Source organism: Rhizobium sp. KNZ14-9A, assembly GCF_056755015.1.
The window spans coordinates 1,227,018-1,249,009 of sequence record NZ_JBPGXB010000002.1 but is presented as its reverse complement, the minus strand read 5'-3'; the positions used below and the strand labels follow the sequence as shown (position 1 = coordinate 1,249,009).

The 21,992-nt window shown below is 61.5% G+C and carries 24 protein-coding genes; 15 read left to right on the top strand and 9 right to left on the bottom strand.

Going from position 1 to position 21,992, the window contains the following annotated elements:
• Positions 1 to 79 precede the first annotated feature (79 nt).
• Positions 80 to 358 carry a type II toxin-antitoxin system RelE/ParE family toxin gene (locus tag ACR9ZQ_RS12480; protein WP_481427938.1) on the top strand — a complete coding sequence of 93 codons (279 nt, stop codon included), beginning with the start codon at positions 80 to 82 and terminating at the stop codon, positions 356 to 358.
• Positions 359 to 426: 68 nt separating this feature from the next.
• Here the strand turns inward: ACR9ZQ_RS12480 and ACR9ZQ_RS12475 are convergent, their stop codons facing one another.
• A complete protein-coding gene (locus tag ACR9ZQ_RS12475) occupies positions 427 to 723 on the bottom strand; it encodes a YkgJ family cysteine cluster protein (protein WP_310386310.1) in 297 nt (98 codons plus the stop codon).
• Positions 724 to 1,041: 318 nt separating this feature from the next.
• Between ACR9ZQ_RS12475 and ACR9ZQ_RS12470 the strand changes: the two genes are divergently transcribed.
• The gene (locus ACR9ZQ_RS12470; RefSeq protein WP_481427937.1) at positions 1,042 to 2,310 is read left to right on the top strand and encodes a hypothetical protein; all 1,269 of its coding nucleotides are present in this window, start codon (positions 1,042 to 1,044) and stop codon (positions 2,308 to 2,310) included.
• A gap of 161 nt (positions 2,311 to 2,471) precedes the next feature.
• Here ACR9ZQ_RS12470 and ACR9ZQ_RS12465 read toward each other — a convergent pair whose 3' ends face one another.
• Complete coding sequence (locus ACR9ZQ_RS12465) at positions 2,472 to 2,615, bottom strand: hypothetical protein (RefSeq protein ID WP_481427936.1); 144 nt, start codon at positions 2,613 to 2,615, stop codon at positions 2,472 to 2,474.
• 112 nt (positions 2,616 to 2,727) lie between these two features.
• On the opposite strand from ACR9ZQ_RS12465, the gene ACR9ZQ_RS12460 reads away from it, so the two are divergent.
• From ACR9ZQ_RS12460 to ACR9ZQ_RS12450, 3 genes are all read left to right on the top strand, one after another.
• Complete coding sequence (locus ACR9ZQ_RS12460; RefSeq protein ID WP_113325044.1) at positions 2,728 to 2,991, top strand: hypothetical protein; 264 nt, start codon at positions 2,728 to 2,730, stop codon at positions 2,989 to 2,991.
• Between the two features lie 135 nt (positions 2,992 to 3,126).
• Positions 3,127 to 3,645, top strand: coding sequence for a hypothetical protein (locus tag ACR9ZQ_RS12455; RefSeq protein ID WP_481427935.1), 519 nt, complete (start codon positions 3,127 to 3,129; stop codon positions 3,643 to 3,645).
• 161 nt (positions 3,646 to 3,806) lie between these two features.
• Entirely contained in the window at positions 3,807 to 4,688 is an 882-nt protein-coding gene (locus ACR9ZQ_RS12450; protein WP_481427934.1) for an alanine--tRNA ligase-related protein, read from the top strand.
• A gap of 104 nt (positions 4,689 to 4,792) precedes the next feature.
• Here the strand turns inward: ACR9ZQ_RS12450 and ACR9ZQ_RS12445 are convergent, their stop codons facing one another.
• The 3 genes from ACR9ZQ_RS12445 to ACR9ZQ_RS12435 form a co-directional block, all read right to left on the bottom strand.
• Complete coding sequence (locus ACR9ZQ_RS12445; RefSeq protein ID WP_113325052.1) at positions 4,793 to 6,940, bottom strand: autotransporter outer membrane beta-barrel domain-containing protein; 2,148 nt, start codon at positions 6,938 to 6,940, stop codon at positions 4,793 to 4,795.
• Between the two features lie 295 nt (positions 6,941 to 7,235).
• Positions 7,236 to 7,454, bottom strand: coding sequence for a hypothetical protein (locus ACR9ZQ_RS12440; protein WP_481427933.1), 219 nt, complete (start codon positions 7,452 to 7,454; stop codon positions 7,236 to 7,238).
• Entirely contained in the window at positions 7,451 to 8,203 is a 753-nt protein-coding gene (locus ACR9ZQ_RS12435) for a COG4280 domain-containing protein (RefSeq protein ID WP_481427932.1), read from the bottom strand. The genes ACR9ZQ_RS12440 and ACR9ZQ_RS12435 overlap by 4 nt, the downstream gene beginning before the upstream one ends.
• A 357-nt stretch (positions 8,204 to 8,560) precedes the next feature.
• Here ACR9ZQ_RS12435 and ACR9ZQ_RS12430 point away from each other — a divergent pair, with 357 nt between their 5' ends.
• Both ACR9ZQ_RS12430 and ACR9ZQ_RS12425 read left to right on the top strand, forming a co-directional pair.
• The gene (locus tag ACR9ZQ_RS12430; RefSeq protein ID WP_481427931.1) at positions 8,561 to 9,238 is read left to right on the top strand and encodes a winged helix-turn-helix domain-containing protein; all 678 of its coding nucleotides are present in this window, start codon (positions 8,561 to 8,563) and stop codon (positions 9,236 to 9,238) included.
• 42 nt (positions 9,239 to 9,280) lie between these two features.
• Entirely contained in the window at positions 9,281 to 10,654 is a 1,374-nt protein-coding gene (locus ACR9ZQ_RS12425) for a HAMP domain-containing sensor histidine kinase (RefSeq protein ID WP_481427930.1), read from the top strand.
• Between the two features lie 136 nt (positions 10,655 to 10,790).
• Here ACR9ZQ_RS12425 and ACR9ZQ_RS12420 read toward each other — a convergent pair whose 3' ends face one another.
• Entirely contained in the window at positions 10,791 to 11,081 is a 291-nt protein-coding gene (locus ACR9ZQ_RS12420; protein WP_220336329.1) for a GIY-YIG nuclease family protein, read from the bottom strand.
• Positions 11,082 to 11,266: 185 nt separating this feature from the next.
• Positions 11,267 to 11,974, bottom strand: a complete 708-nt coding sequence (locus ACR9ZQ_RS12415; protein WP_310386332.1) for a phosphatase PAP2 family protein — start codon at positions 11,972 to 11,974, stop codon at positions 11,267 to 11,269.
• Positions 11,975 to 12,539: 565 nt separating this feature from the next.
• Here ACR9ZQ_RS12415 and ACR9ZQ_RS12410 point away from each other — a divergent pair.
• The 4 genes from ACR9ZQ_RS12410 to ACR9ZQ_RS12395 all read left to right on the top strand — a co-directional run bounded on the left by ACR9ZQ_RS12410 (position 12,540) and on the right by ACR9ZQ_RS12395 (position 16,670).
• Entirely contained in the window at positions 12,540 to 13,064 is a 525-nt protein-coding gene (locus tag ACR9ZQ_RS12410) for a hypothetical protein (protein ID WP_310386334.1), read from the top strand.
• Between the two features lie 100 nt (positions 13,065 to 13,164).
• Entirely contained in the window at positions 13,165 to 13,557 is a 393-nt protein-coding gene (locus tag ACR9ZQ_RS12405; RefSeq protein ID WP_481427929.1) for a COG4315 family predicted lipoprotein, read from the top strand.
• Between the two features lie 202 nt (positions 13,558 to 13,759).
• The gene (locus tag ACR9ZQ_RS12400) at positions 13,760 to 15,166 is read left to right on the top strand and encodes a M20 family metallopeptidase (protein ID WP_481427928.1); all 1,407 of its coding nucleotides are present in this window, start codon (positions 13,760 to 13,762) and stop codon (positions 15,164 to 15,166) included.
• A 154-nt stretch (positions 15,167 to 15,320) separates the two neighbouring features.
• Positions 15,321 to 16,670: a carbohydrate porin gene (locus ACR9ZQ_RS12395; protein ID WP_481427927.1), complete on the top strand. Its 1,350-nt coding sequence runs from the start codon at positions 15,321 to 15,323 to the stop codon at positions 16,668 to 16,670.
• A gap of 30 nt (positions 16,671 to 16,700) precedes the next feature.
• Here ACR9ZQ_RS12395 and ACR9ZQ_RS12390 read toward each other — a convergent pair whose 3' ends face one another.
• Entirely contained in the window at positions 16,701 to 17,153 is a 453-nt protein-coding gene (locus ACR9ZQ_RS12390; RefSeq protein WP_113325324.1) for an Lrp/AsnC family transcriptional regulator, read from the bottom strand.
• 120 nt (positions 17,154 to 17,273) lie between these two features.
• On the opposite strand from ACR9ZQ_RS12390, the gene ACR9ZQ_RS12385 reads away from it, so the two are divergent.
• The gene (locus ACR9ZQ_RS12385; RefSeq protein WP_481427926.1) at positions 17,274 to 18,251 is read left to right on the top strand and encodes a nucleoside recognition domain-containing protein; all 978 of its coding nucleotides are present in this window, start codon (positions 17,274 to 17,276) and stop codon (positions 18,249 to 18,251) included.
• 303 nt (positions 18,252 to 18,554) lie between these two features.
• Here the strand turns inward: ACR9ZQ_RS12385 and ACR9ZQ_RS12380 are convergent, their stop codons facing one another.
• A complete protein-coding gene (locus tag ACR9ZQ_RS12380) occupies positions 18,555 to 19,493 on the bottom strand; it encodes a hypothetical protein (RefSeq protein WP_481427925.1) in 939 nt (312 codons plus the stop codon).
• A 246-nt stretch (positions 19,494 to 19,739) separates the two neighbouring features.
• Here ACR9ZQ_RS12380 and ACR9ZQ_RS12375 point away from each other — a divergent pair, with 246 nt between their 5' ends.
• The 3 genes from ACR9ZQ_RS12375 to ACR9ZQ_RS12365 all read left to right on the top strand — a co-directional run bounded on the left by ACR9ZQ_RS12375 (position 19,740) and on the right by ACR9ZQ_RS12365 (position 21,937).
• Complete coding sequence (locus tag ACR9ZQ_RS12375; protein WP_113325323.1) at positions 19,740 to 19,964, top strand: hypothetical protein; 225 nt, start codon at positions 19,740 to 19,742, stop codon at positions 19,962 to 19,964.
• Between the two features lie 82 nt (positions 19,965 to 20,046).
• On the top strand, positions 20,047 to 20,835 hold the full coding sequence (locus ACR9ZQ_RS12370; protein WP_481427924.1) for a potassium channel family protein: 789 nt from the start codon (positions 20,047 to 20,049) through the stop codon (positions 20,833 to 20,835).
• A 214-nt stretch (positions 20,836 to 21,049) separates the two neighbouring features.
• Positions 21,050 to 21,937 (top strand): alpha/beta fold hydrolase, encoded by an 888-nt coding sequence (locus ACR9ZQ_RS12365; RefSeq protein WP_481427923.1) that lies wholly within the window; start codon positions 21,050 to 21,052, stop codon positions 21,935 to 21,937.
• The last annotated feature ends 55 nt before the right edge of the window (positions 21,938 to 21,992 follow it).

Here is a 21,992-nt window from a genome sequence, read left to right as displayed (position 1 = left end):
CTAATTGAGTGGCAGATGGCGCCGAAGCTCAAGCACGGCGCCATCAGCTTCAAATCTGTCCGGCCCTCCGCCAGATCGAATGCTCTCGCCGGCAGCGATCCGCGATCTTCAACAGCTGCGGGATCTCCCGACACCGAAAAACCCGTTGGCAGCCAGGCGAGCGGGGGAAACGATCCTCGCAGGTGTCAGAACCCTCGGCCTGCATCCGCATATGGGCCGCCTGATCAAGGATCTGCCCGAGCAATACCGCGAATGGCTCATTGATTTCGCAGACACCGGATATATGGTTCGCTACCGCCTTAATGCGAACACGGTAACGATCCTCGCCGTGCGGCATCGGAAGGAAGCGATGTTCTGATACCGATGCCTCGGCGATCACCATGACGAGGTCAGGTTCCCTTCAAGAACAAGCTCCGCCAAAAACGGCTACGCCAGCCCGAAGGCCTTGCGCGCCGTCGAACAGGCGTCGTCTCCGGGAAGGCATGTGCGGCAGACGTCCGGCCTGAGGCCGTAGATCACGCATGATACTTGCTTACCGATGGTGCCTGAGAGCGCAGAGCAACGCTCTCCATCACAGCGCATGCCTGATTGATCCGCCGAGACGAACTGAGCCGGCAGCAAATCGAGGTCGGCATCGCTCTCGGTGGAGAATCTCGGCCATTCGTGTGAATAGGAACAGCACGCGCCGCAGGCCTGACAGTCTAGCTCTGTTGATAGGGTCATGGGCCGCTCTTAGCACTTTAGCTGCCAAGGATGCAAAACCATCCGTGCCTCCACGTCGGAGATTTCGCCAGCATCCGCCGGGCTGCATGGCCGAAGTGAGCGCTCGTGGTACAACGATGCTAAAGTAAAAGGGCTCTTCAGCATCCAATTGGGCAAGTATGCGCTCGGCACAGCCCCTCATGAAAAGGGGTGAGCGCAGGCGAACCTCCTCCCCCAAAAGACCTTCATCAAAATGGACGCCATCAGCCTATATCCTCGCCCTTGCAGGCCATATGCCGCCGTGGTTTCATTCATCACATTCTCAGGGGACGATATTTCATGACGGGATTTTCGAAGGCTCTGATGGTTTCGACCGATGTTGCCCATATCGTGCTCTTCCACCCCGATGATCTCGCCCATGCCAGTGACTGGCCGATCGCCTGGTATTCCGAGCCCTTCGTCTACCCGCTCGAAAGTGCCGCGGGCCGGCTGATTGTCTGGTCGACGCGCAGCGACGGCAGTTTTGCCCTGCGCCTCACCGATGGCGCGATGACCGAGCGGGAACAGTCCTATGCCGGGCCGAGCTGGACCTTTCCCTATAGCGTGCGGCATGGACGGGTGTTTCTCGACAATACCGATACCCTGCCGGGCAAGGAGCAGATGACGCAGACAACAGATGCTGAGGAATATTGGATCGACATCGCGAATGGAGACTATGCCGTCACCGTGACCGCGCTTGAGTGGAGCGCCGAGCCAAGCGCGAGGGAGGATGGTACGGCCGACAAGGGTTCAAGCGATAACGGCGCCGACAAGCTGCCCGATTATGTTGTGCAATTTCAGCCCGCATCCGGCGAGCCGATCAAGCCGGCAAGACGCCCGCCCGATCTCGTCTGCCTGATGGAGGCGGTCGCAACCGACAAAATCTACGTCCATAACCCGAAACCGCCGGAGCCGGTCGATTTCTCCCGTCCCTACCCGGCCTTCGCCTCGGCCAATGTGACGCGATCAGGCGGGAATTTCTCAAGCCAGGGCGAAGCGCCGATCGAGGCGGCTGTGCCTGCCGATGGCGACAGATTTGCGATCTTCGATACGCCCTTTGTCGTGGCCGCCGAGCTCGTCCCCGGCGCTCCCGCCGTGATTGCCGAATGCCATGGCAGCGGCGGCAGCCCCGGCAAGGCGATGCGCTTTTCCTTCCGCGCCAGGCAGGCGGTGCAGATTGCGGAGGTTTCCGGCATGTTCGCCAATGGCCGTTTTGAAAAGCTTGGCACGACCGGCATCCTCCGCCGCCAACTGAGGCCTGTGCCGCCGGAGGCGCTCGCCGCCGTGCGCATTGCGCCGCTGCCGGAACTCACCGGTAAAGTGGAGGTCTCGGCGCTGCGGGCAAGGATTGTCGGCGATCTCAGGGACGGCGGCGCGCTTGGGCGGCAGCTCGGCGGTCTCTCGGAATATGAGGCGCGCAAGCTCGCCGCCTCCGACGATGCCGACATGCTGATGGACTGGCTGATCGATCATCTGCCGCTTCATGCGCGGGAACGGCTGCGGATCGCCACGCTGGCGCCGGATGCGCGGTACGCGGCGCTGAGTGCGGCTTGTGATGGGCTTGGGTAAGAGAGCTGCCTTTGGGTGTTGTGGGTGTCTTGCCCACCAAGATCGAAGCGCTTGGTTCGAGTCCACCGCCGCCACACCCTTCACCCGCCCAAGCATCCTCTTCACCATCTCGAGCGTTTCAATCCCGCCAGCACCGGTTTCGGAAAGGACACCCGGCAGCCTCACTTCGCTTTTAGTAGCACCGGAAAGTCGTTCATCAGGTCGAGCATGCAGAGGGAAAAATCGAGTTCCGTTTCGTTCGAGCGCACTCGTTCCCCGTTTGGCTCGATATTCGTCACGTCGAGTTCGATCGGAACGGTGATCATCCTGTCCCCGTAAAACTAGATGCGCCCACCCATGCGGGTGATATCTATGCGATTACCCGAGGCGTAAAGTTCTCTCCGGCTCTGATGTCCAGAGCAGCAAGAGGAGGACGCAATGCCGACCATCCTGGCTCATCATGACGTCAAGGACGTCAAACACTGGCTCGCCTCGCCCCGTCGTAAGGAAATTTTCGAACCGATCGGCTGCACGAACATTCGCACCTTCGTCGATCCGCAATCGTCCAACAAGGTTGGCCTCGTCATGGACGTCGCCGACATGGGCCGCCTGGCGGAATTCATGAAGACCAGGCAAGCGGCCGATGCGATGGAATATGACGGCGTATTGCCCGAGACCCTGGTGATCCTCGTTCAATCCTAGCCAAGCAGCTGAGTTCAATCCGTCAGGGATCAACCCGTCCTGTCGGCGTACCGCGCCGGCAATCAATCCCCGCCGCCCATGCATCCTTTTTCCGCCTCGAACGTTTGAACTCCGTCAGCGAATGAGGAGACCGCAATGGCGAGCACGACAGGCAAGGACGCCATCGAAGGCATGGAAGAGCTCAGAGACGCGAACGAGCCCACGCCAGCCCCCGAACGTGAAAAAACCTCCGAACAGGAAAAGGCCGATCAGCACGCGAAGGCTGAGGGTTTTGCGAGTGAGACGGCCTATGAAGACTACCTGCATGCGGTCGCCGAGGATGCGCCGATAGAGGAGATCGTCGTCGATATCGAACGCGCCGCCGCGCGCGAGGAGCTCGAACGGCAGATCGAGGATGTACGTGCGGAGATCAATCATCTGCGCGCCCGGCTGCACATCATCCGCCATCAGGCGGGCAGCGTGGTGGAAGAAAATATTCGCTGGGCGGATGCGAGCGCCCATGCGCAGCTTGGCGCTTATCCCTGGCTGAAACTGTCAGGCGCCATGGCGGCGGCCTTCCTCGTGGGCAAGGCCTTGCAGCGGCTGCCCTTCGGCTCGCTGGTGACGGCGGCGGCACCGCTGCTCATCGCGGCGGCGCGCGAAAGAGGCCGGTAGGAGCGCCCTCCCTCCAATACCCTTTTTCCCGATGCTTGCCGTCACCCTGCCTTGACCGCGAGAGCTTCGCTCGTTGCCGCGCACGACCGCCGGCGGCGCAAAGCCGGCAAGGCGGTCTTCTTGCAATCACGGCGCGCTTTTTCTATCTTTGATGCAGGCATTTGAACCAAAAGGAGGTTGCCTATGACACCGCGGGACGCCTGATCCAGGACTATCGTGACTACTGCCTTTCCAAAGGCATCGACTACGCATGCATTCAATCCGTACGGCCGCACGACGATACCACGCTCTTCTGCAGCGCCGGTATGCAGCAGTACAAGCCTCTCTTCTCCGATCCGTCCCACAAGGGAACCGTCGCAAACAGCCAGGCTTGCCTGCGCATGGGCGACCTCGATGAGATCGGCGACGGCACGCATTTCCTGCACTTCACCATGCTCGGATTATTCTCCTTCCGTCAGATGACGGTCGGCGAGGCGATCGATTACTGGCTGGATTTCCTTGGGCTGCTCGGGCTCATGCCTGACCATGTCACCATCCATCCCGACAGGCTGAAGGAATGGACGCCGCTCTATCGCGGCCGCGTGCCCATCATTCCCGATCCCGAATGCATATGGAGCGACGGCAGCATCAGCGGATACTGCACGGAGTTCTACAAGGACGGGATCGAGATCGGCAACATCGTCAATCCGCTCGGAAACTGCATTGACGTCGGCTTCGGCGCCGAGCGGCTGGACATGGTCGTCAACGGCACTCCACCCGAAACTGTCCTGGAGACGCTCAAAACCGCAATCATGACGATCGTGGAGAGCGGCTACCGTCCCGGCAGCAAGGAGCAAGGCTACGTTCTGCGCAAGCTCCTGCGGCGCCTGCATGCCGTTGGCGGAATGCTCGACCATCCCTTCTTCCATGAGGAGGTCGAGCGGCAGGACCGCCTAGTCGAAAAATACGAGCGTCTTCGCCACAAGCACCCCGACAAATCGCCGGAATGGTGGTTCGACACGCATGGCATAGACGTGGAGAGCCTGACGCCTTCGGGAAACTGACGCTGCCCTGCCGATGCGGTTTCCGACCTGGATAAAGATACCGATATCGGCGAGTGACGCTCGGAATTGCGAGCGTCACTTCGCTCCCGCGAGATGCCGTGCCCTTACCACGTATAGCGCAGGCCGAAATCTCCCCGAACGCCATCGCGCTCGTGGCCGTCAGTGTCCCCGACCGCGAACTGATACCCAGCCTGGGCATAAAAGTTCAGCCAGGTGTTGATAGTGGTCGTCACCCCGGCGCTCAGATCCACTCGCGTTCCTTCCTTCAGCAAAGGAACCCGATCGGTGCTCGAGAACGTCGTGGTCGCTCGTGTACCCCAATCGTGCCAGAGGTTGGCGCGTACATAAGGTTGCCAAAGCTGCCCGCCATCGCTGATGATCGTCCAGCGGCCGCGCAGACCGAGCCGTCCGCTCGCTCCCGATGTCGAGCCGAGCGCGACGTCACCCAGGCCGTCATTGTCGTCGTCAAATGACACATGTTGCCAGACGATCTGGGCCTGCGGCTCCAGGACAAAGCGTGGCCCGAGCGCCGGCACGGGAAGTGGATAGCCCGCTTCCAGCGAGGAGGCGAAGCCGGCACCATTGGTCGAGAGACTGGCTGATGTCGTCGATGCCGAGCCCTCATAGGCAGTTGCCTGCACCACCGCATCGAGATACCAGCCGGTCGGACCATAATGTGTCCAATAGGCGCCGCCCGACCAACCATTGAGATCGAGGCGCCCGGTTTTGCGCAGTGCATAGTTGGTCACCGCCTCGTTGGTGACGAGACCGGTCACATCGATGTTGGCGTTGGCATAGGCGAAGTAGATGCCGGCAACGTCGCGATGACCGGGCAGCCATTCGCCGCGCAAGAGATCGATACCGCTCTGAAAGCCCCCTAGATAGCCGTCGGTGCGCGGATCGGCGAAGGCGCGGTAATGTTGGTTTATCTGCTCGCCAAAACCGCGTGCCCAACCGGAGTTGACCGGGTTCGCGCCTTCGTTCTCCGGAGCTCCGATCGCGAGTGTATCTCCGATGCGTTCATGCAAGGTGCCTAGCGTGGCGAGCCCAAGCAGCCGGGAAGTCGGCTGTACCACGCCGTAAGTTGCAATCTCCGGTCCGATGATTGGATAGACGCCAGGCGGCAATACTGAGGGCAGATCTTCCGGCAGCGTCTCCGGTGGCAATTCGTCAGGGGGCGTGATCGGTCCATTCCCGCTGTCGCCGTTGCCGTTGCTATCGCCGCCGTTGCCTCCGTTGAAGCCGGAACGCAGGAACCAGTCATCCGGGTTGCTGCCGCCAAGGCCGCCGCGGAAGAGACGATAGTCGATGAATCCGCCGCGCACCTCGCCGGCGAGCGTGAAGGCGCCATCCGCTGTCGTGCCGCCGTTCGTCGAATCGATTACCAGGATGCCATCTGCCGCCGTATAGGCACCGGGACTGTTCGGGCCAGGGGTAATGTTCAGGAATGTGGTGCCGGTGGCTTGGGCCGAGCCATCGATAGTGGTCGTGCTGCCATCGATTGCCAGCCTGTCGGACGGTGAGCCGTCACCCGCCAGATCCGTTCTGAGGTAGATGGCGCCCCCGCTGCCGTTATAGGGTCCGAAGACGGTCAGTTCGTTGCCCACGCTATTGGCGTTGCTGTTGGCGATGATGATCCTGCCGGCATTGTCGATCGCGCCCGCTGTCATCCCGGCGGTTGTCGAGCGGCCCGACATGTCGAGAATGCCATTCGAGGCGATCACGAACTTCGCCAGATCTCCGGTGGAGGCATTGATGAATTTGATCGTCCCGCCGCCGACGCTACCGACCTGGACCATCGGCCTGTTGGCCGGAACGTCGATGACGAAGCCGGCGCCGTTGACGGTCAAGATGGTGCCGTTCTCCAGGCTCAACACATAGAGCGGGGCTGTGAAATTGAGCGTGCCGATCGACTGACTGTTTTGATCGCGGACCACCCTGTTGCCTATCGTGGCAAGGCCGGTGAAATTCGCAATAACGAGCGGAACTGCATGTCCGCCCGACACCGTCGTCCAGTTGTTTTGATTGCTCCACTGATTTGTCCCCGTACCACCGATCCACGTCGCCGGCTCGTTGGTCGTGCCAAGGGCCGTCTGCGCCGCTGCCGGCGCGGAGATGCCGAGCGATGCGACCACAAGCAGGGCAAGGTACCCTGACCATCTCGATAGCACGTGACCGACCACCAGCGGACGATGTCCGTTGAAGATAGGTTCGTCATGGAAACAGCCTGCTCTGAGACAAAATCCACGCATGTTCATCTGCCTCCGGACCCAAGTCACGGGAACATCACAAACGCGTCTACGGCTATGTCATTCGGACGCGCACCACGCGCCACGCGCCGGACCCGATCGTCTGCGGCAGCGGAAATCGACATTCGGAGACATCATATGTTCGAAGGACGCAGAATACAATTTTCAGGTGCATTAGAAAACGCAATCGCAAACGCATCTCTGGACGGTTGTTGCTGTTGCGCCACACCATGAGTTGCATCCTGGAGGACTATCGAGCATCTCCGGTTTTAGCTGAATTCCAGGAGCGGGCATGTCGCTATTGCCGGAACTTTCGCCGCGCCGCCCGCATCACGCTTTCGGCAAGGATCGCAAGACACCCAGCCACGAGCAACACCGCCCCTGCCGTCGGGCCAATCGCGCCGGAGCGCACCGCCAGCCCCACCCCGAGCACCAGCAGCAGGCTGAACAGCGCCAGCGCCCCGTCATCGATGAACATGCCGATGAGTTCCTTGACGGCGATCCTGAGAATATTCATCGGGCGAGCTCCGCATGTGTCTCGTGATATTGCCGCAGCCACCGGACTGCGATGAAGGAGAAGGCGGCGAGCAGGGCGAAGATTGCGATGAGCGAGAGGTCTTCGCCCGGCCACGGCGTGCCGATGCCCTCGCCGATCCAGAAGATGCCGAAAGCCGTCAGCAGCAGCCCGACGATGAATTTCAGCGTATTTTCCGGTACTGACGACAGCGGCTTGTGGACGAGAAGCCCGATGACGAGCACGGCGATGCAGGCAATCAGCGCTCCGAGACTTGCATAGGGCAGCATGCCGGGCCGCGCACCTGTCGCGATCACGATGAACACCACTTCGACGCCTTCGAGCAGCACAGCCTTGAAGGCGGCCGTGCCGGCCAGAAAATCGGCCCGCCGCTCAGTGGACTGGCGGGCAAGGGCATCCGTTTCCGAGGCAAAGGCCTTCTCCTCGTCATGCAGCGCAATGAAACCCGCGGCCCTGAGGATCGCCTTTCTCAGCCACCGCATGCCGAACAGGATCAGAAGCGTACCGATGGTAAATTGCAGGATGTCGATCGGGACAAGGCCGAGCAAGGGCCCGAAGACCAGCACCAGCACCGCCAGCACGAAAAGCGCCAGCCCCGTGCCGATAAAGGCCGGCCGCCAGCTCTGCGTGACACCGACCGCAAGGATGATGGTGAAGGCCTCCACCACTTCCACGAAGGAGCCGAGGAAGGAGGAGGCCATTGTCGAGGTAATGCTTGTGATCGTCGTCATCGTCTACTCGGTTTTCTTGGGCTTCGGTCCGGACAGGCAGCCGGGAAGCAGCGCGCCGCGGCAGGGAGGATGCCAGCAGCAAAGCCGGCGTGTCCATCATCCTCATGGCTAGGTCGGCGCTGTTGCGTTCGCGTTTTTCCGCCACCGTGTCTCAGCTTCCGGCCGACGGCTCATACACAGCCCTTGCCGGCAGGACACGGTTTCGTAAGAAAGGCCAGCCTGCCGGAAGAGCCGGGATCGGGCTGGTTCCGCCGACTTACGAATCCGTAAGAATTCGATAAGGCGGGGGACACAATTTTGCGCGAATTGTGCGGCGTGAGAATAATCTTCCGATCAGGTGAAGGGTTTGGACCGGCCATGCGCATTCTCGTCGTCGAGGACGATAAAAAGACGGCCGATTTTGTCGCTCGCGGCATGATCGAGGCGGGCCACGTCTGCGACGTCATCGACGACGGGCACAACGCGCTTTTCCAGGCGACACGTGAGCAATATGACGTGCTGGTCGTCGACAGGATGGTGCCCGGCCTCGACGGACTGTCGCTGGTCAAGGCGGTGCGCGCCGCAAGGATCGGCACGCCGGCGATTTTCCTCACCTCGATCAGCGGCGTCGACGACCGCGTCGAAGGGCTGGAGGCCGGCGGCGACGACTACCTCACCAAGCCCTTCGCCTTTTCCGAGCTGCTCGCCCGCGTCAATGCGCTCGCGCGCCGCCCACCCGTGCAGGACCAGAAGACGCTGCTGCGTGTGGCCGATCTCGAACTCGACCTGGTGCGCCGGCAGGTGACGCGACAGGGCCAGGCGATCGAGCTGCAGCCGCGCGAATTCACCCTGCTCGAAGTGCTGATGCGTGGCGAAGGCCGGGTGCTGACCCGCACCATGCTGCTGGAACGCGTCTGGGATTTCCATTTCGACCCGAAGACCAGCGTCGTCGAAACCCATGTCAGCCGCCTGCGCGCCAAGATCGACAGGCCTTTCGACATCCCGCTGCTTCATACCGTGCGCAATACCGGATACAGCCTGCATGCGCCGCGCTAGAGCATCGGACCGAAAAGTGTATAGCGGTTTTCGGGTCATCCGATGCTGAAGAAAAATTGGAGATTATGGCGAAGCACGCCCTTTCGGCTGGCGCTTGCTTTCGGGCTGCTCTTCATCCTGGCCTTCATGGTGGCAGATATCATCACCTATCAGCTCCTGAAACGCGACCTGGCGGAGGCACTCGACGATTCCGTGCGCGACACCTATTCGGTCGTCGCCTCCGCCTCTTCCTCCGAGGAGGCGGAAGACTTCGTTGCCAGCGTGGCAACCTATGCCCGCCTCAACAACCCCGAAGACAGCATCTTCCTGCTGGTCAACGAAAAGGGCGAGCGGCTTGCCGGCAATGTTTCGCTGTTTACGGCGAAGGACGGCCTGTCGACCGTTCAGGCCGGCGATATCGGCGTGAAAGGCGATGACCGCATCCGCATCCAGGCGGGAACTGTCAGCGGCAACCGGCTGATCGTCGGCGAGAGCTATTCCGACACCGACGATCTGGAACGTATCGCCCTGATGAGCTTCGTCTGGGCCTCCGGCGTCATCGTCATCCTCGCCTGCGGCGGCGGCGCCTTTTTCGCCGCCCGCGCCCAGCGGCGGCTCGACGGCATTGAGCGCGCGATGAGCGATGTTTCGGGCGGCGATCTTGCGCGGCGCATTCCGCTCGAAGGCAATGGCGATGACATCGATGTCGTCGCAACCCATATGAACCAGGCGCTCGACCGGCTGTCGGCCCTCGTCGAAGGCATGCGGCAGGTGAGCGCCGATATCGCCCATGATCTCAAGACGCCGCTCAACCGCCTGAAGATGACCGTCGAGCAGGCGATCGATCAGGGCGGGCGCGGCGAGGATGTGCAGACCCTGCTGATCGACGCCCGCGAGGAAAGCGACCGCATCAACGCCACGTTCGAGGCGCTGTTGCGCATCTCGCAGATCGAGGCCGGCGCTCGCAAGGCGCGCTTCCGGCCGGTCGATATCAGCGACATCATGGGTTCGGTTGCGGAAATCTACAGCAGCGTTGCCGAGGATAACGGCCAGTCTCTCGACTTCACCACCAGGCCCGCCTCCCCCTGCATGGTCAATGGTGACCGCGAACTGCTGACCCAGCTCTTCGTCAATCTCGTGGAAAATGCCATCAACCATTGCCCGACGATGACCAGGATCACGCTCGCGCTCCGGGCCGACGATGACGGCTTTTCGGCTGATGTTTCCGACGACGGCCCCGGCATTCCCGAAGCGGAGCGCGAACTCGTCTTCCGCCGCCTGTACCGCCTCGACAAGAGTCGCACGACAACAGGCAGTGGCCTGGGCCTCAGCCTCGTCAAGGCGATCGCCGATCTGCATGCCGCCGATATCACGCTCGCCGACCGGCATCCCGGCCTCGGCGTCACCCTCCTCTTTCCAGCCCAATACCAAGGATAAAAATGAAAAGACGTTGGAGACGTCTGGAGCTCTCGTTGGAACTGCGCGGTGCCCCACCTCCCTCATTCCTGTGCTTGTCACAGGAATCCAGCGGCCGCGTGTCCACGCGGCGGGAGACTCTAGACCGGCAACGACCTCACAATCCCATCAAGTGCCAGGAAATATCCTCCCATTCGGGATTATTCTCCTCGATGAGGTTCAGTTTCCACTGCCGCGGCCATTTCTTGATGGTCTTTTCGCGGGTAATCGCCGTCGTCAGCAGGTCATGTTCCTCGAACCAGACCAGTGTCTTCACCCCGTAGCGAGAAGTAAATCCCGGCGTCAGCTCGTTCTGATGCTCGAACAGACGACCCGCGATATCGCGCGTCACCCCGGTGTAAAGCGTGCCGTTTCTCTTTGACGCGAGGATGTAGACATAACCCTTCATGGTTGAAGGATGGCGTATTCCGCTACTGTTTTTCAAGAGCCTTTTCGGCTTGCGGACGCAAGCCGGCTGGATTCCTGTGACAAGCACAGGAATGAGGGAGGATGGGGTTGGCGCCTTGCCTTGCCATCCCCCGTCGGACCGAGCCGCCCTCATCCGTCCTGGTGCGGATCACCTACCGAGCGCCATCACTGCCGCTCGCTCTCAGCCTCATCAACCGTGCGCGCAATGAAGCGCTTCGAGATCAGCCAGCAGCCGAGCGCCCAGAGCGAGCCGGCGACCCAGCCGGCCACCACATCGGTCGGATAATGGACGCCGAGATAGATGCGGCTGAGGCCGATGGTGACGGCGAGGAAGATGCCTGCCCCCATGACGAAGATGCGCGTGGCGCGGAAGCGCTGCGTGCGGGCGAGAAGCGCCCCGAGCGTGAGGTAGGTGACGGCAGAGACCATCGCATGGCCGCTCGGGAAGCTCAGATCGTTGACATCGACGAGATGCGGAACAACGTCAGGCCTTGCGCGGGCAATGATGATCTTGAGACCCGTGCTCGCCAGCCAGCCACTGAGAACCGAGAGGAACAGGAAGACGGCGATGACAGTCTTGCGGTCGAGCAGCAGATAGGCGGTCGCAAGCAATGTCAGCAGCGTCAGGACGGTGACACCGCCGAGGCTGGTAATATCGCCCATCGCATGAACAAGCCATTGCGGGCCGATCGGCCGGCTGAGATCGCCGGGCTGGCGCAGCCAGAGCAGGATCGTCTGGTCGAAGCCGAGCGTCTCTCCCTCCAGCACCTCGCTCGTCAGCCGCTGCAGCAGGAAGAGGCCGCCGGCAATGCAGGCGAAGGTGATGAGCGTCATCGGCTCATACTGGTTCAGCCAGGTCTTGATACGCTGCATTCTTCTCCGTTCCCTGGAGCGCCGTGCGTTCATTCGGACGCACTAGGGACGCTCTACTTCCTTGAGGCTACGCATCAGGCCCCCCGAAAATCGATTCCGATTTTCGGGCCGATGCCGTAGGGATATTGAACCCATCAACTGTGTGCAGCGGCTCACTTTTGCAAGGGCCGCCGTACCCGAGATCCTCCCGCAGATCGCGCACGCCGCGGCCGAGCCAAGCGGTCTGTCATGACGGCAGGCCGGCGCGATCACATCAGGCTCACCGAACTTTGTACTCACCTCTTCATCTACCGCGTTCACTACCTTCGTATAGTTACAAATCCCGGCTAACCCGGTGATCCTGACGGGGCTGAAAACAGTCACTCTTGGACAACGGAGACGTGGTCATGGAACGGAGCACGCCCTGCCAGGCGATGAGGCCGCTCGCTTATGCTGACGATCCGCCCGTGCGCGTCACGCGTCCGCCTCGCTCGCCGGGTGCGCAGTGAATACCAGTTCGAGCAAGCCCATAAGATCATGTCCGTCCTAACGACCCCGCCGTCAAATCCGCAAAGGCAACAATGACATGCATAAGACATTATGGGCCGCGGCCTTCGCCCTGGCCGTTTCCGCCGCGCCCTCGCTTGCTGCTTCCGCCAACGAGAAACCACTGAACGCTCAGACCACGAACAGGATCAAATCAGAGTTCGCCAGGCTGATGGAACTCGCCAACCGGCACGACTTCGATGGTCTTCACGGGATGTTCTGGCAATCTCCCTCAGCCCTCCTCGTTGCCAAGAGCGCCGTTCCCGCCGAGGGAAACTGGGCAGGTTTCTGGGGCAACGAAGCGATCGACCGGAAGCTGCACGACATCGGCACATCCGGCCCGGTCGTGCTTGAGCCTGATTACACCAAGCTCAAGATCGTCGGCTTGACGCCTGACGTGGCGGAATCCTACGCGCCGATGAACATCACCGTCTCCTATGCCGGCCAGGACGGGACGCCCAAACCGTTCCTGATGATCATCGACTGGCTTCATATCGGAAAGGACTGGAAGGTTGCTTCAGAAATCATTCTGCCGGTGCCGCCGGCACCCGCTGCCAAGGGTTAGCTGCCCGCAAACTGATCCCACCAACCCCTGAACCAAACGCCGCCTGTGGCCGGCAGGAACCCCTCCTGTGGCACAGGGTTGCGGCAGAAAGGCCCCCAAAATGTCTGGAACCACGAAAAGCCTGGTAATCTCGCTTGGCCTCGCCCTGATCTCGCTCTCGGCTGCAGAGGCAAAGACGCCGTCCCCTGCCACGGTCGTGACCAGCGGACAGCAAAAGCTGTTTGCGGACGCCGACGGCAGATCGCTTTACACCTTCGACAAGGACCAGCCCGGCAAGTCGGCCTGCACACTGCTGTGTGCCCTCGCCTGGCCTCCATTCGTGGCACCAGCCGGCGCCAAGGCATCCGGTCCCTGGAGCGTCGTCACGCGACCGACCGGGGTAACCCAGTGGGCCTATAACGGCTCGCCGCTATACACCTATCACTTCGATGCCATGCCCGGAGATATCCACGGTGATGGGGCCGAAGGCGTTTGGCATCTCGCCAAGCCGTGACGCCATGCTGCCGGATGCGGCACCGGCAAGATCACATCCATCATGACGAACCATTGTCGCACCCCGCGAACAACCGCGGTGTGCGACGAAACCTCGGCATCATGTAGCAAATGTCACCAAACCCGCTCACGGCCCAACGCGATCGTTGCCGCATTCCGCTTTGACCATTCCGGCCAATTCCCTCTCGTGTTAGGTTGCAGGTATGAGCCGAGACGCCGCTATTGCCAGAGCAAAGTCTTACTTCGCTTCCGGCGATTTTCGGAAGGATCTGGCGCGACGTGTCGCGATGCCGACCGAGAGCCAGAACCCTGATCGTGCACCGGTTCTCGATCAGTATCTCGATAGTGAGATGACACCCGCCTTTGAAGCCCTTGGCTTTCAATGTCGCAAGCTTTCCCAAAACGGCTGGCCTTTCCTTTACGTCGAGCGCCACGAGGACGCCCTTCGGCCGACGGTGCTGGGTTATGGCCACGGTGACGTCATACGGGGGCTCGATAATGAATGGGCCGACGGCCTTTCTCCCTGGCAACTCATCGAGCGGGACGGCAGGTGGTACGGTCGCGGTGTCGCCGACAATAAAGGTCAGCATACCATCAACATCGGCGCGCTCCGGGCTGTATTGGAGACGCGCGGGAAACTCGGATTCAATGCCAAGTATCTGATTGAGATGGGGGAGGAAAAAATTTCCCCTGGCCTGCATGCACTGGTTGACGCCCATAAGGAATTATTCCGCGCCGACGTGCTGATCGCCTCGGATGGTCCCCGACTTTCCGCCGCGCGGCCGACCGTCTTTCTGGGATCTCGCGGAGCGATCAGCTTTGACATCTGGATCGATGCGCGCAAGGGCGGCCATCATTCCGGCAACTGGGGCGGTCTTCTCTCCGATCCTGCAATCCAGCTTGCCCACGCGATCGCCAGCATCACTGAGCCCTCTGGCAAGATTCTTGTTCCGGAATGGCTTCCGGTGAGTATCCCGGACAATGTTCGTCGAGTGCTTGCGGATTGTGAGGTCGAGAGCGATGCCGAAGGCCCGCAGATTGATCCGAACTGGGGCGAGCCTGGGCTGACGGCAGCGGAAAAGCTGTTCGCCTGGTGTTCATTTGCTGTCCTCGCCTTCGAGGCCGGAAACCCGAGAACGCCTGTTGGGGCTATTCCTGCGAGAGCTTGGGCCCGCTGTCAGTTACGGTTCGTCGTCGGTATTGACGTGGAAAATGTCTTGCCGGCTCTTCGCCGTCACCTGGATCGTCACGGTTTTTCCCAGGTTCAAATAGCGCAGGCGAGCGATGAGGTCTTTCGTGCCACGAGGCTCGATCCTGAGCATCCTTGGGTCAACTGGGTAGTGGACTCGATCGGCCGTACAACAGGAAAAAAGCCGGCAATACTGCCGAACCTCGGCGCCTCGCTGCCGAATGATGCCTTCTCTGAAACGCTGCAGCTTCCGACCGTGTGGATACCGCACTCCTATCCGGGGTGCTCTCAGCATGCGCCGAACGAGCACCTGCCCATGAATATCGCGCGTGAAGGACTCGCATTGATGGCCGGGCTTTATTGGGACCTCGGAGAGCGAAACGTTCCGGCAGCATCAAGTGGCAATCTGGCTCGTAAATGAGCGCGCGGTTGATGGCATGTGCTGCATAAGAGCGCAAAACTTGCCCGGATGCGCAATTCGTTCCAATGATAGCGAGCTCAGATTCGCGCCAAAGGCGCTACAGGTGAGCCCCTTTGCATCCTCCCAAATCAGAGCCTCCGAAAAAGGGAAGAGAATGAAAAAACTGCCCGGCGCCGCCCTTGCACTTGCGATTGCTGTTTACGGCGCGGGAGCACGGGCGGACGATACGGCACCGCCATCCTATGCCGATACGACACTGACAGGCGATTGGCACGGCTACCGCAATTGGCTGCGGGATCAGGGCGTCACGTTCACGATGTCGCAGACCAGCGATGTGCTCGGCAACGTATCGGGCGGCGTGAAAAGAGGAACGGCCTATGACGGTCTTTTCCAATTGCAGGGCGATTTCGACATGGGCCGGTTGGCAGGCTGGACCGGCGGCGCCATTCATATTTCCGGTTATGCGATCCAGGGACAGGGCCTGTCCGGCAAGGATGTCGGCAATCTTCTGACAGCAACCTCGGTAGAGGCCGATCCCGGATTCAGGCTGGGCGAATTCTATCTCTCGCAGAGCCTCATGAACAACACCGTGACGGTGAAGCTCGGGCAAATCCTGGCGGATCAGAATTTCGCGATCAGCAATACGGCCAGCCTTTTCGTCAACTCGACATTCGGATGGCCCGGCATTTTTGCCGCGGATCTGCCCGGAGGAGGACCGGCCTATCCCTTCGCCGTTCCGGGCGCTCAGATCATCATCAAGCCTGACGATGCCTGGACGCTGCAGGCTGCCGTCTTCAATGGCAGCCCGACCGGTTCGGACCCCGATGGCAATGCCAATGGACTGGGGTTTCCGATTGGCGATGGCGTGCTTGCGATTGCCGAGGCGGCTTATGCCTATACGCCGGGAAAGGGCGAGCCCGGCTTGCCGGGCACCTACAAGATCGGCGCCTGGTATAATTCGGAGCAGTTCGACAGTTTGTCCACCGCATCGAACGGCGTTTCGCTCGCCGATCCCCTGTCGAGCGGCAGTCCGCGCCGGCTCTCGGGCAATTTTGCGGTCTATGCCGTTGTCGATCAGACGCTCTGGCAGGAGCCTGATAGTACCGACAATGGCCTCAATGGATTTGTCCGTATCGCGGTTGCGCCGCAGCAGGATCGCAACAGCATGAACTGGTATTTCGATCTGGGCCTTGCCTATAAGGGGCTTTTGCCGGGCCGCGACAATGACACAGCCGGCGTGAGCTTTGCCTATGCCAGCATGAGCTCGGGCATGTCGGATCAGGTAAAGGCCGAAAATGCCTTCACTGGGACGTCGCAGCCAGTTCCGAGCTCCGAAGCCGTGATCGAAGCCACCTATCAGGCGGCCGTCACGCCATGGTTTACGGCCCAGCCATTCTTTCAATATGTCATCCGACCCGGCGGCAATGCAGCCGATCCCGACAAGCCGAATTCGCGGATACAGAATGCAGCGATTTTTGGCTTCAGAGCCGTGACATCCTTTTGAGAGCGGCGACCGGCAGCCCCGGCGAGCCGATCAAAGCCTGATGGCAGTCTCCTCTTTCGCCGTGCGGATAACGATCATGGTGAAAAAGCGGGCGACATTGTTTTCGTCGCGGAAAAGCCTGTCGCACAGAGCATCGAATTCTTCCATATCGCGCAGGCGCAGCATCAGAACGACATCGGTTTCGCCGGTGACGGAATAGGCTTGCGAAACGGCCTCTTCGGCGACCGCGATATCCAGAAAGCGGCGCATATGCGCTTCGCCATGCAACTTCATTTCCACCGTCACCAGCGCCTTGATCCCACGTCCGGCCCTGGCGGGATTGAGGATTGCGACGATGCGGTCGATCACACCCGATTTGTGGAGCCGCTGTACGCGGCGCAGGCAGCTGGAGGGAGACAGGCCCACCTCCTCGGCCATATCGATATTCGTGCGCGAAGCGTCGCGCTGCATCAGGTTCAGAAGTTTTCGGTCGATACGGTCCATGCCGGCGAGCATACCGGCCAAACGCGCCTTTGCAATAAAATTGCACACACCTGCAATCTTTGACCGCAAATTCGAAGCGAACGGGGCTAACAGATTGAGGCACCATCAAGGGGGTCTCAAATGTCGTTCTTATCGCTCATCCGCCACAACACCAGGGAAACACTCGCAATTTACTGGGTGCTTGTCCGCATCACGGTTCCGATCGCGGTTGCGGCCGAGCTCTTGTCGAGGATGGGAGCGGTCAAGGCGGTCGCCCCCGCCTTTGCACCCGTCATGAACCTGATCGGGCTGCCTCCGGAGCTGGGCGTGGCCTGGCTGACGGGCATGCTGGTGGGGATCTGGGGTGCCGTTCCGCTCGTTTTCACCCTCGTTCCCGCATCCTCGCTCAGCATCGCCGACGTGACAGTCTTCTCGGCGCTCATCCTCTTTGCGCATGGTCTGCCGATCGAGCAGAAGATCATCCAGAAGGCGGGTCCGGGCATGATCGCGACGACCACGCTGCGCATCGCGGGCGGCCTGCTCTATGCCTTCCTGCTGCACCATGTTCTGACGGCGACAGGCTGGCTGTCTGGCCCTGCCAATCCTGTCTGGCTGCCGATAAGCGCAACGCCCGACTGGGCCGACTATATGAGAGGGCTTGCCGAGACCATGGTCTGGATGCTTCTCATCCTCGTCGTCCTGTCCTGGGGCCTTGAAATCCTCAAGGCGACCGGGCTGCTGGGCCTGATGATGAAGGCGCTTTCGCCTGTGCTGCGCCTCGCGGGTATCAGGGGCGAGGCCGAACATCTCACGGCTATCGGCCTGTTTCTGGGCATTTCCTACGGCGCCGGCCTGCTGATCCGCGAGGCGCAATCGGGAGCGATATCGCCGCGCCAGATCTTTCTGTCATGCGTGTTCATGGGCTTTGCGCATAGCGTGATCGAGGACACGATCGTGGTGATCTCGCTCGGGGCGGATCTGCACGGCGTTCTGACCGGCCGGCTCATTTTCGCCGTAGCGGCATGCGCAGCGATTGCCGCCCTGCTTCGCCGCCTGCCCGACAAGGCATTCTTCGCGCAAATGTTTCGCCTGGGGAATATGGAAGTCGAGAGACGATGAACTTGCGGACGTCTGCCGCAACACTTTCCCGGCGCAGAGTCACCGCCAATGCGCAGGGCTTGCTTGGGGCACTGAGACCGCCCCAACCTCCCCTCATCCCTGTGCCCGTCACAGGGATCCAGCCTTGCCCAAGTCTTTGGGCAGGAAAGACTTTTTCGCCTACGGCAAGTAGGGAATCATTCACCGCGCAGACGCGCGGTGGCTGGATTCCTGTGACAGGCACAGGAATGAGGGAGGAAAGGTGTGCCGCAACGCACCTGACGAGAGCGCGGCACCCTCTCCTTCGAGAGCACCGCCCATCCATCACACCAGCGGTCCGCGGCTGGTCGCGATCAGATCCTCCTCCTCGTCCCGCTGACGCCCGCCGAAAGCAGCGGCCGCAGCGGCGATGAAGGCACCGACCAGCAACGACAGCGAGCCGATCAGAGCCGAGGTTGCCGCACCCTTGCGGGCCTTGTCGGCAGCAGCCTGTGCTGCAACCTTGGCATCGTCGATCTGCTTCAGCACCGTATCGACCCTTGCGCGGGCATCGGCTTCCGGAAGGCCCGTGCGGGCCGAGACGATGCCGGCAATATAGGTCTTGTCGCCGTCAGGCACCGAGCCGTTCGCCGCCCCCTGCAAGAGGATGCGGGAGATTTCGGCAGCGGCCGCACCATTATCCGCGTTGGCGCGGTCGGCGATATTCTGCGGACGCAGCAGCGCATCGGTGAAATAGGAGGTGGGTGCACCGGCCGAATCCGTGTCCGAGGCCGAAGCGGCGGTGGCACCTCCGGCGACACCGGCGGCCATGGCGGCCTGACCGGCAGCACTTGCCCCTGCCCCCGCAAGCGAGGTCAGCGACGAGGCCAGAAAGCCGGCGACGAAGACGGTCGCAAGCGCCCAGCTGAGGAAACCGTGGGCCGTATCGCGGAAGAACACTTCATCCGTGTGCACCGCCGCCCATTTGGTCCTGAGCCGCCCGGTCAGATAACCGCCGAGGGCTGAGGAAAGCCACTGCACGACGACCAGCCAGATCGCCGCGGTAATGCCGACGGTGGCCGCCGAACTGCTTTGTCCCGCCCAAGGCGACACCATGGTGAGGCCGACGCCGGAGCCGAGCAGCAGCAGAATGAGCGTGATGCCCGTCGCCGCCACAGCGCCACCGATGATCGGTCCCCAGGCGATGGCCGAGACCGAGGATTCGACCGGCATCACACCGGTCTGCCCACCTTCAAGAGGGTATCTGCCTTCAGCAAGAGACATGGAAGCCCCCTATCGCATGAACAGAACGAGAAGAATGACGATCGGCAGGGGGATGCCGAGAAGCCAGAGAAGAATACCGCGACCCATGTGAAAATCCTCCATGATATGAGTGTGTTCGCAAGGATCGAACGCCGGCAAATGCTGTTTGTTCCGAAACGGGGCGCCATGATGCCTGCCCGCAATTCTCAGCCTCGATGGAACAGGCGAGTCCGCCCCGCGTTGGGCTTCAAGAGAAAGGAGCGCTTCATGGCCCACAAGACAAAACCGCTCGTCGAAGTCGCCGCCAGGACCGTGGACGGCCGCGTGCCGCTCGGCATCATGAATACCAGGCAGGCGCTTGACCTGCCGGAAGAACTGGACGTGGAAATCTCCCATCCGGACAAGGAAGCCGGTGTCACCGACCATTTCATCGACAGGGACGAGCTGCGCAAGGTCAGGAAGAAGGCCCGTGGCAAGCAGCGGGCGGACTGACCGATCCGGAAGAATTTCGCGAGGCGGTAAATCGGCTCCGGCGAGCCATTGATACACGCGATCCGCGAGCTATCTCGCCGGCATGGGCATCTTCGGCGAAACGTCACGCAGCAAGGGGCTGCGCCTCACACTTCAGCGGATAGAGCGGGGCGAAGGCCGGAAGGCGCTTGCCGTGCAGTTCCTCTTTACCGTCATCGATATCGCCATTCTCGTCTTCTTCGTGCTCGGCCCCTATTTCCGCGCCGCGCCCACCTATCTCGTCATCGATTACGCGATTGCATTGTGGATCGCCGCCGAGATGGCGGCGCGGGCCATTGCCGCTCCGTCGCTGCGCACCTGGATCCTGCGGCCGATGACCTGGATCGATTTCGTGGTACTGGCGACGCTTCTCTTTCCCTTCGCGCTCTTCAACTTCGCCTTCCTGCGGGTTATGCGGCTCTGGGCGATCGGCCGCAGCCCGCTGCTGAGGGTGGCGCTGCGCAGGATGGGCTGTGTCGACCGGATCGATGTTGTCCGGGCGGTCATCAATTTCGTGGTCTTCCTCTTCCTCGTCACCGGCTTCGTCTACACATCCTTCTTCTATAACCTGGACGGCGGCGAAGGTTTCGTCGATGCGCTCTATTTCACCGTCGCAACCGTCACCACGACGGGCTTCGGCGACATCACACTGCCCGGCACGCTCGGCAAGCTCACCTCGGTCGTCACCATGATCGTCGGCATCTCGCTCTTCGTCCGGCTGGCGCAGGCGGTGGTGCGGCCGCACAAGGTGACCTTTCCCTGCCACCGCTGCGGCCTGCAGCGCCATGACGCCGATGCCGTTCACTGCAAGGCCTGCGGCGAAGTTCTCAACATTCCCGACGAAGGCGCGTGAGCATGGTTGCCCGCCTCGTCGCTGGCCGATGTGCAGCTGATGACGGAGATCGGGGTCTGCTGGCGGAGAAGTCGGCAGGCGGGTGCCTGGGCATATCTGAAACGGCGTGCCGGGAGGCGCCCCTTGTAACTTGACGTCATCCGCTTGCAGCCTAGCTAGCGCTTGAATCAAACCCCACCCGCAAACTTCTCCCCGCGACCGAGGAAGGAACACCATGTCCACCGGTATCATCGAAGGCTTCCAGCGCCGCCGCCTCCCGGGCGACGGCGTCGAGATCGACGCGCTCGTTGCCGGCGATGGCCCACCACTCCTCCTCCTGCATGGCTGGCCGCAGACCCGCATGTGCTGGTCGCGCGTCGCACCTGATCTGGCCAGACACTTCACGGTCGTCGTGCCCGATCTGCGCGGCTATGGCCGAAGCGACAAGCCCGAGGGCCGCGCCGATCATCAGACCCATTCCAAGCGCGCCATGGCCCGCGACCAGATCGCAACCATGCGCGCACTCGGCTTCGAGCGCTTTGCCGTCGGCGCACACGATCGCGGCGCGCGCGTCGCCTATCGCCTCGCCTTTGACCACCCCGAGGCAGTTACCCTCTTGGCGAGCCTCGACGTGATCCCGACGGCCGATATGTGGGCGCGGATGGGCGCCAGGGAGGCCGTCTCCGCCTGGCACTGGTCAATGCTGGCACAGCCGGACGGGCTGGCGGAGAAGCTTGTTGGCGCCGATCCGGAGTGGTTCATCCGCTACATCCTCTCGCATCAGTCGGCTCAGGGTTTTGCCTTTCCAAAGGAGAACATGGCCGATTATGTCGCCTGCGCCAGCGACCCCGGAAGCGTTCATGCCTGGGCCGAAGATTATCGTGCCGGCTGGACGATCGACCGCGAACTTGACGAGCAGGATCGCGGCCGAAAACTCGACATGCCGCTCTTGATGCTCTGGGGCGAACGCGGCACGCTGAAAGGCAAGGATGGTCTCGAGCCCTGGCGAGGCTGGGCGGAGCGGGTCGAGGGCGAAGCCCTGCCCTGCGGTCACTTCATTCCCGAGGAAGCGCCCAACGCCGTCATTGCGCATTTCACCCGGTTCTTCGGCGCAGGCGCCTGACCGTCCTTGTATTGTCTCTGCGCCATCCGGCTTAAAAGCGGCAAGGCCCATCGCA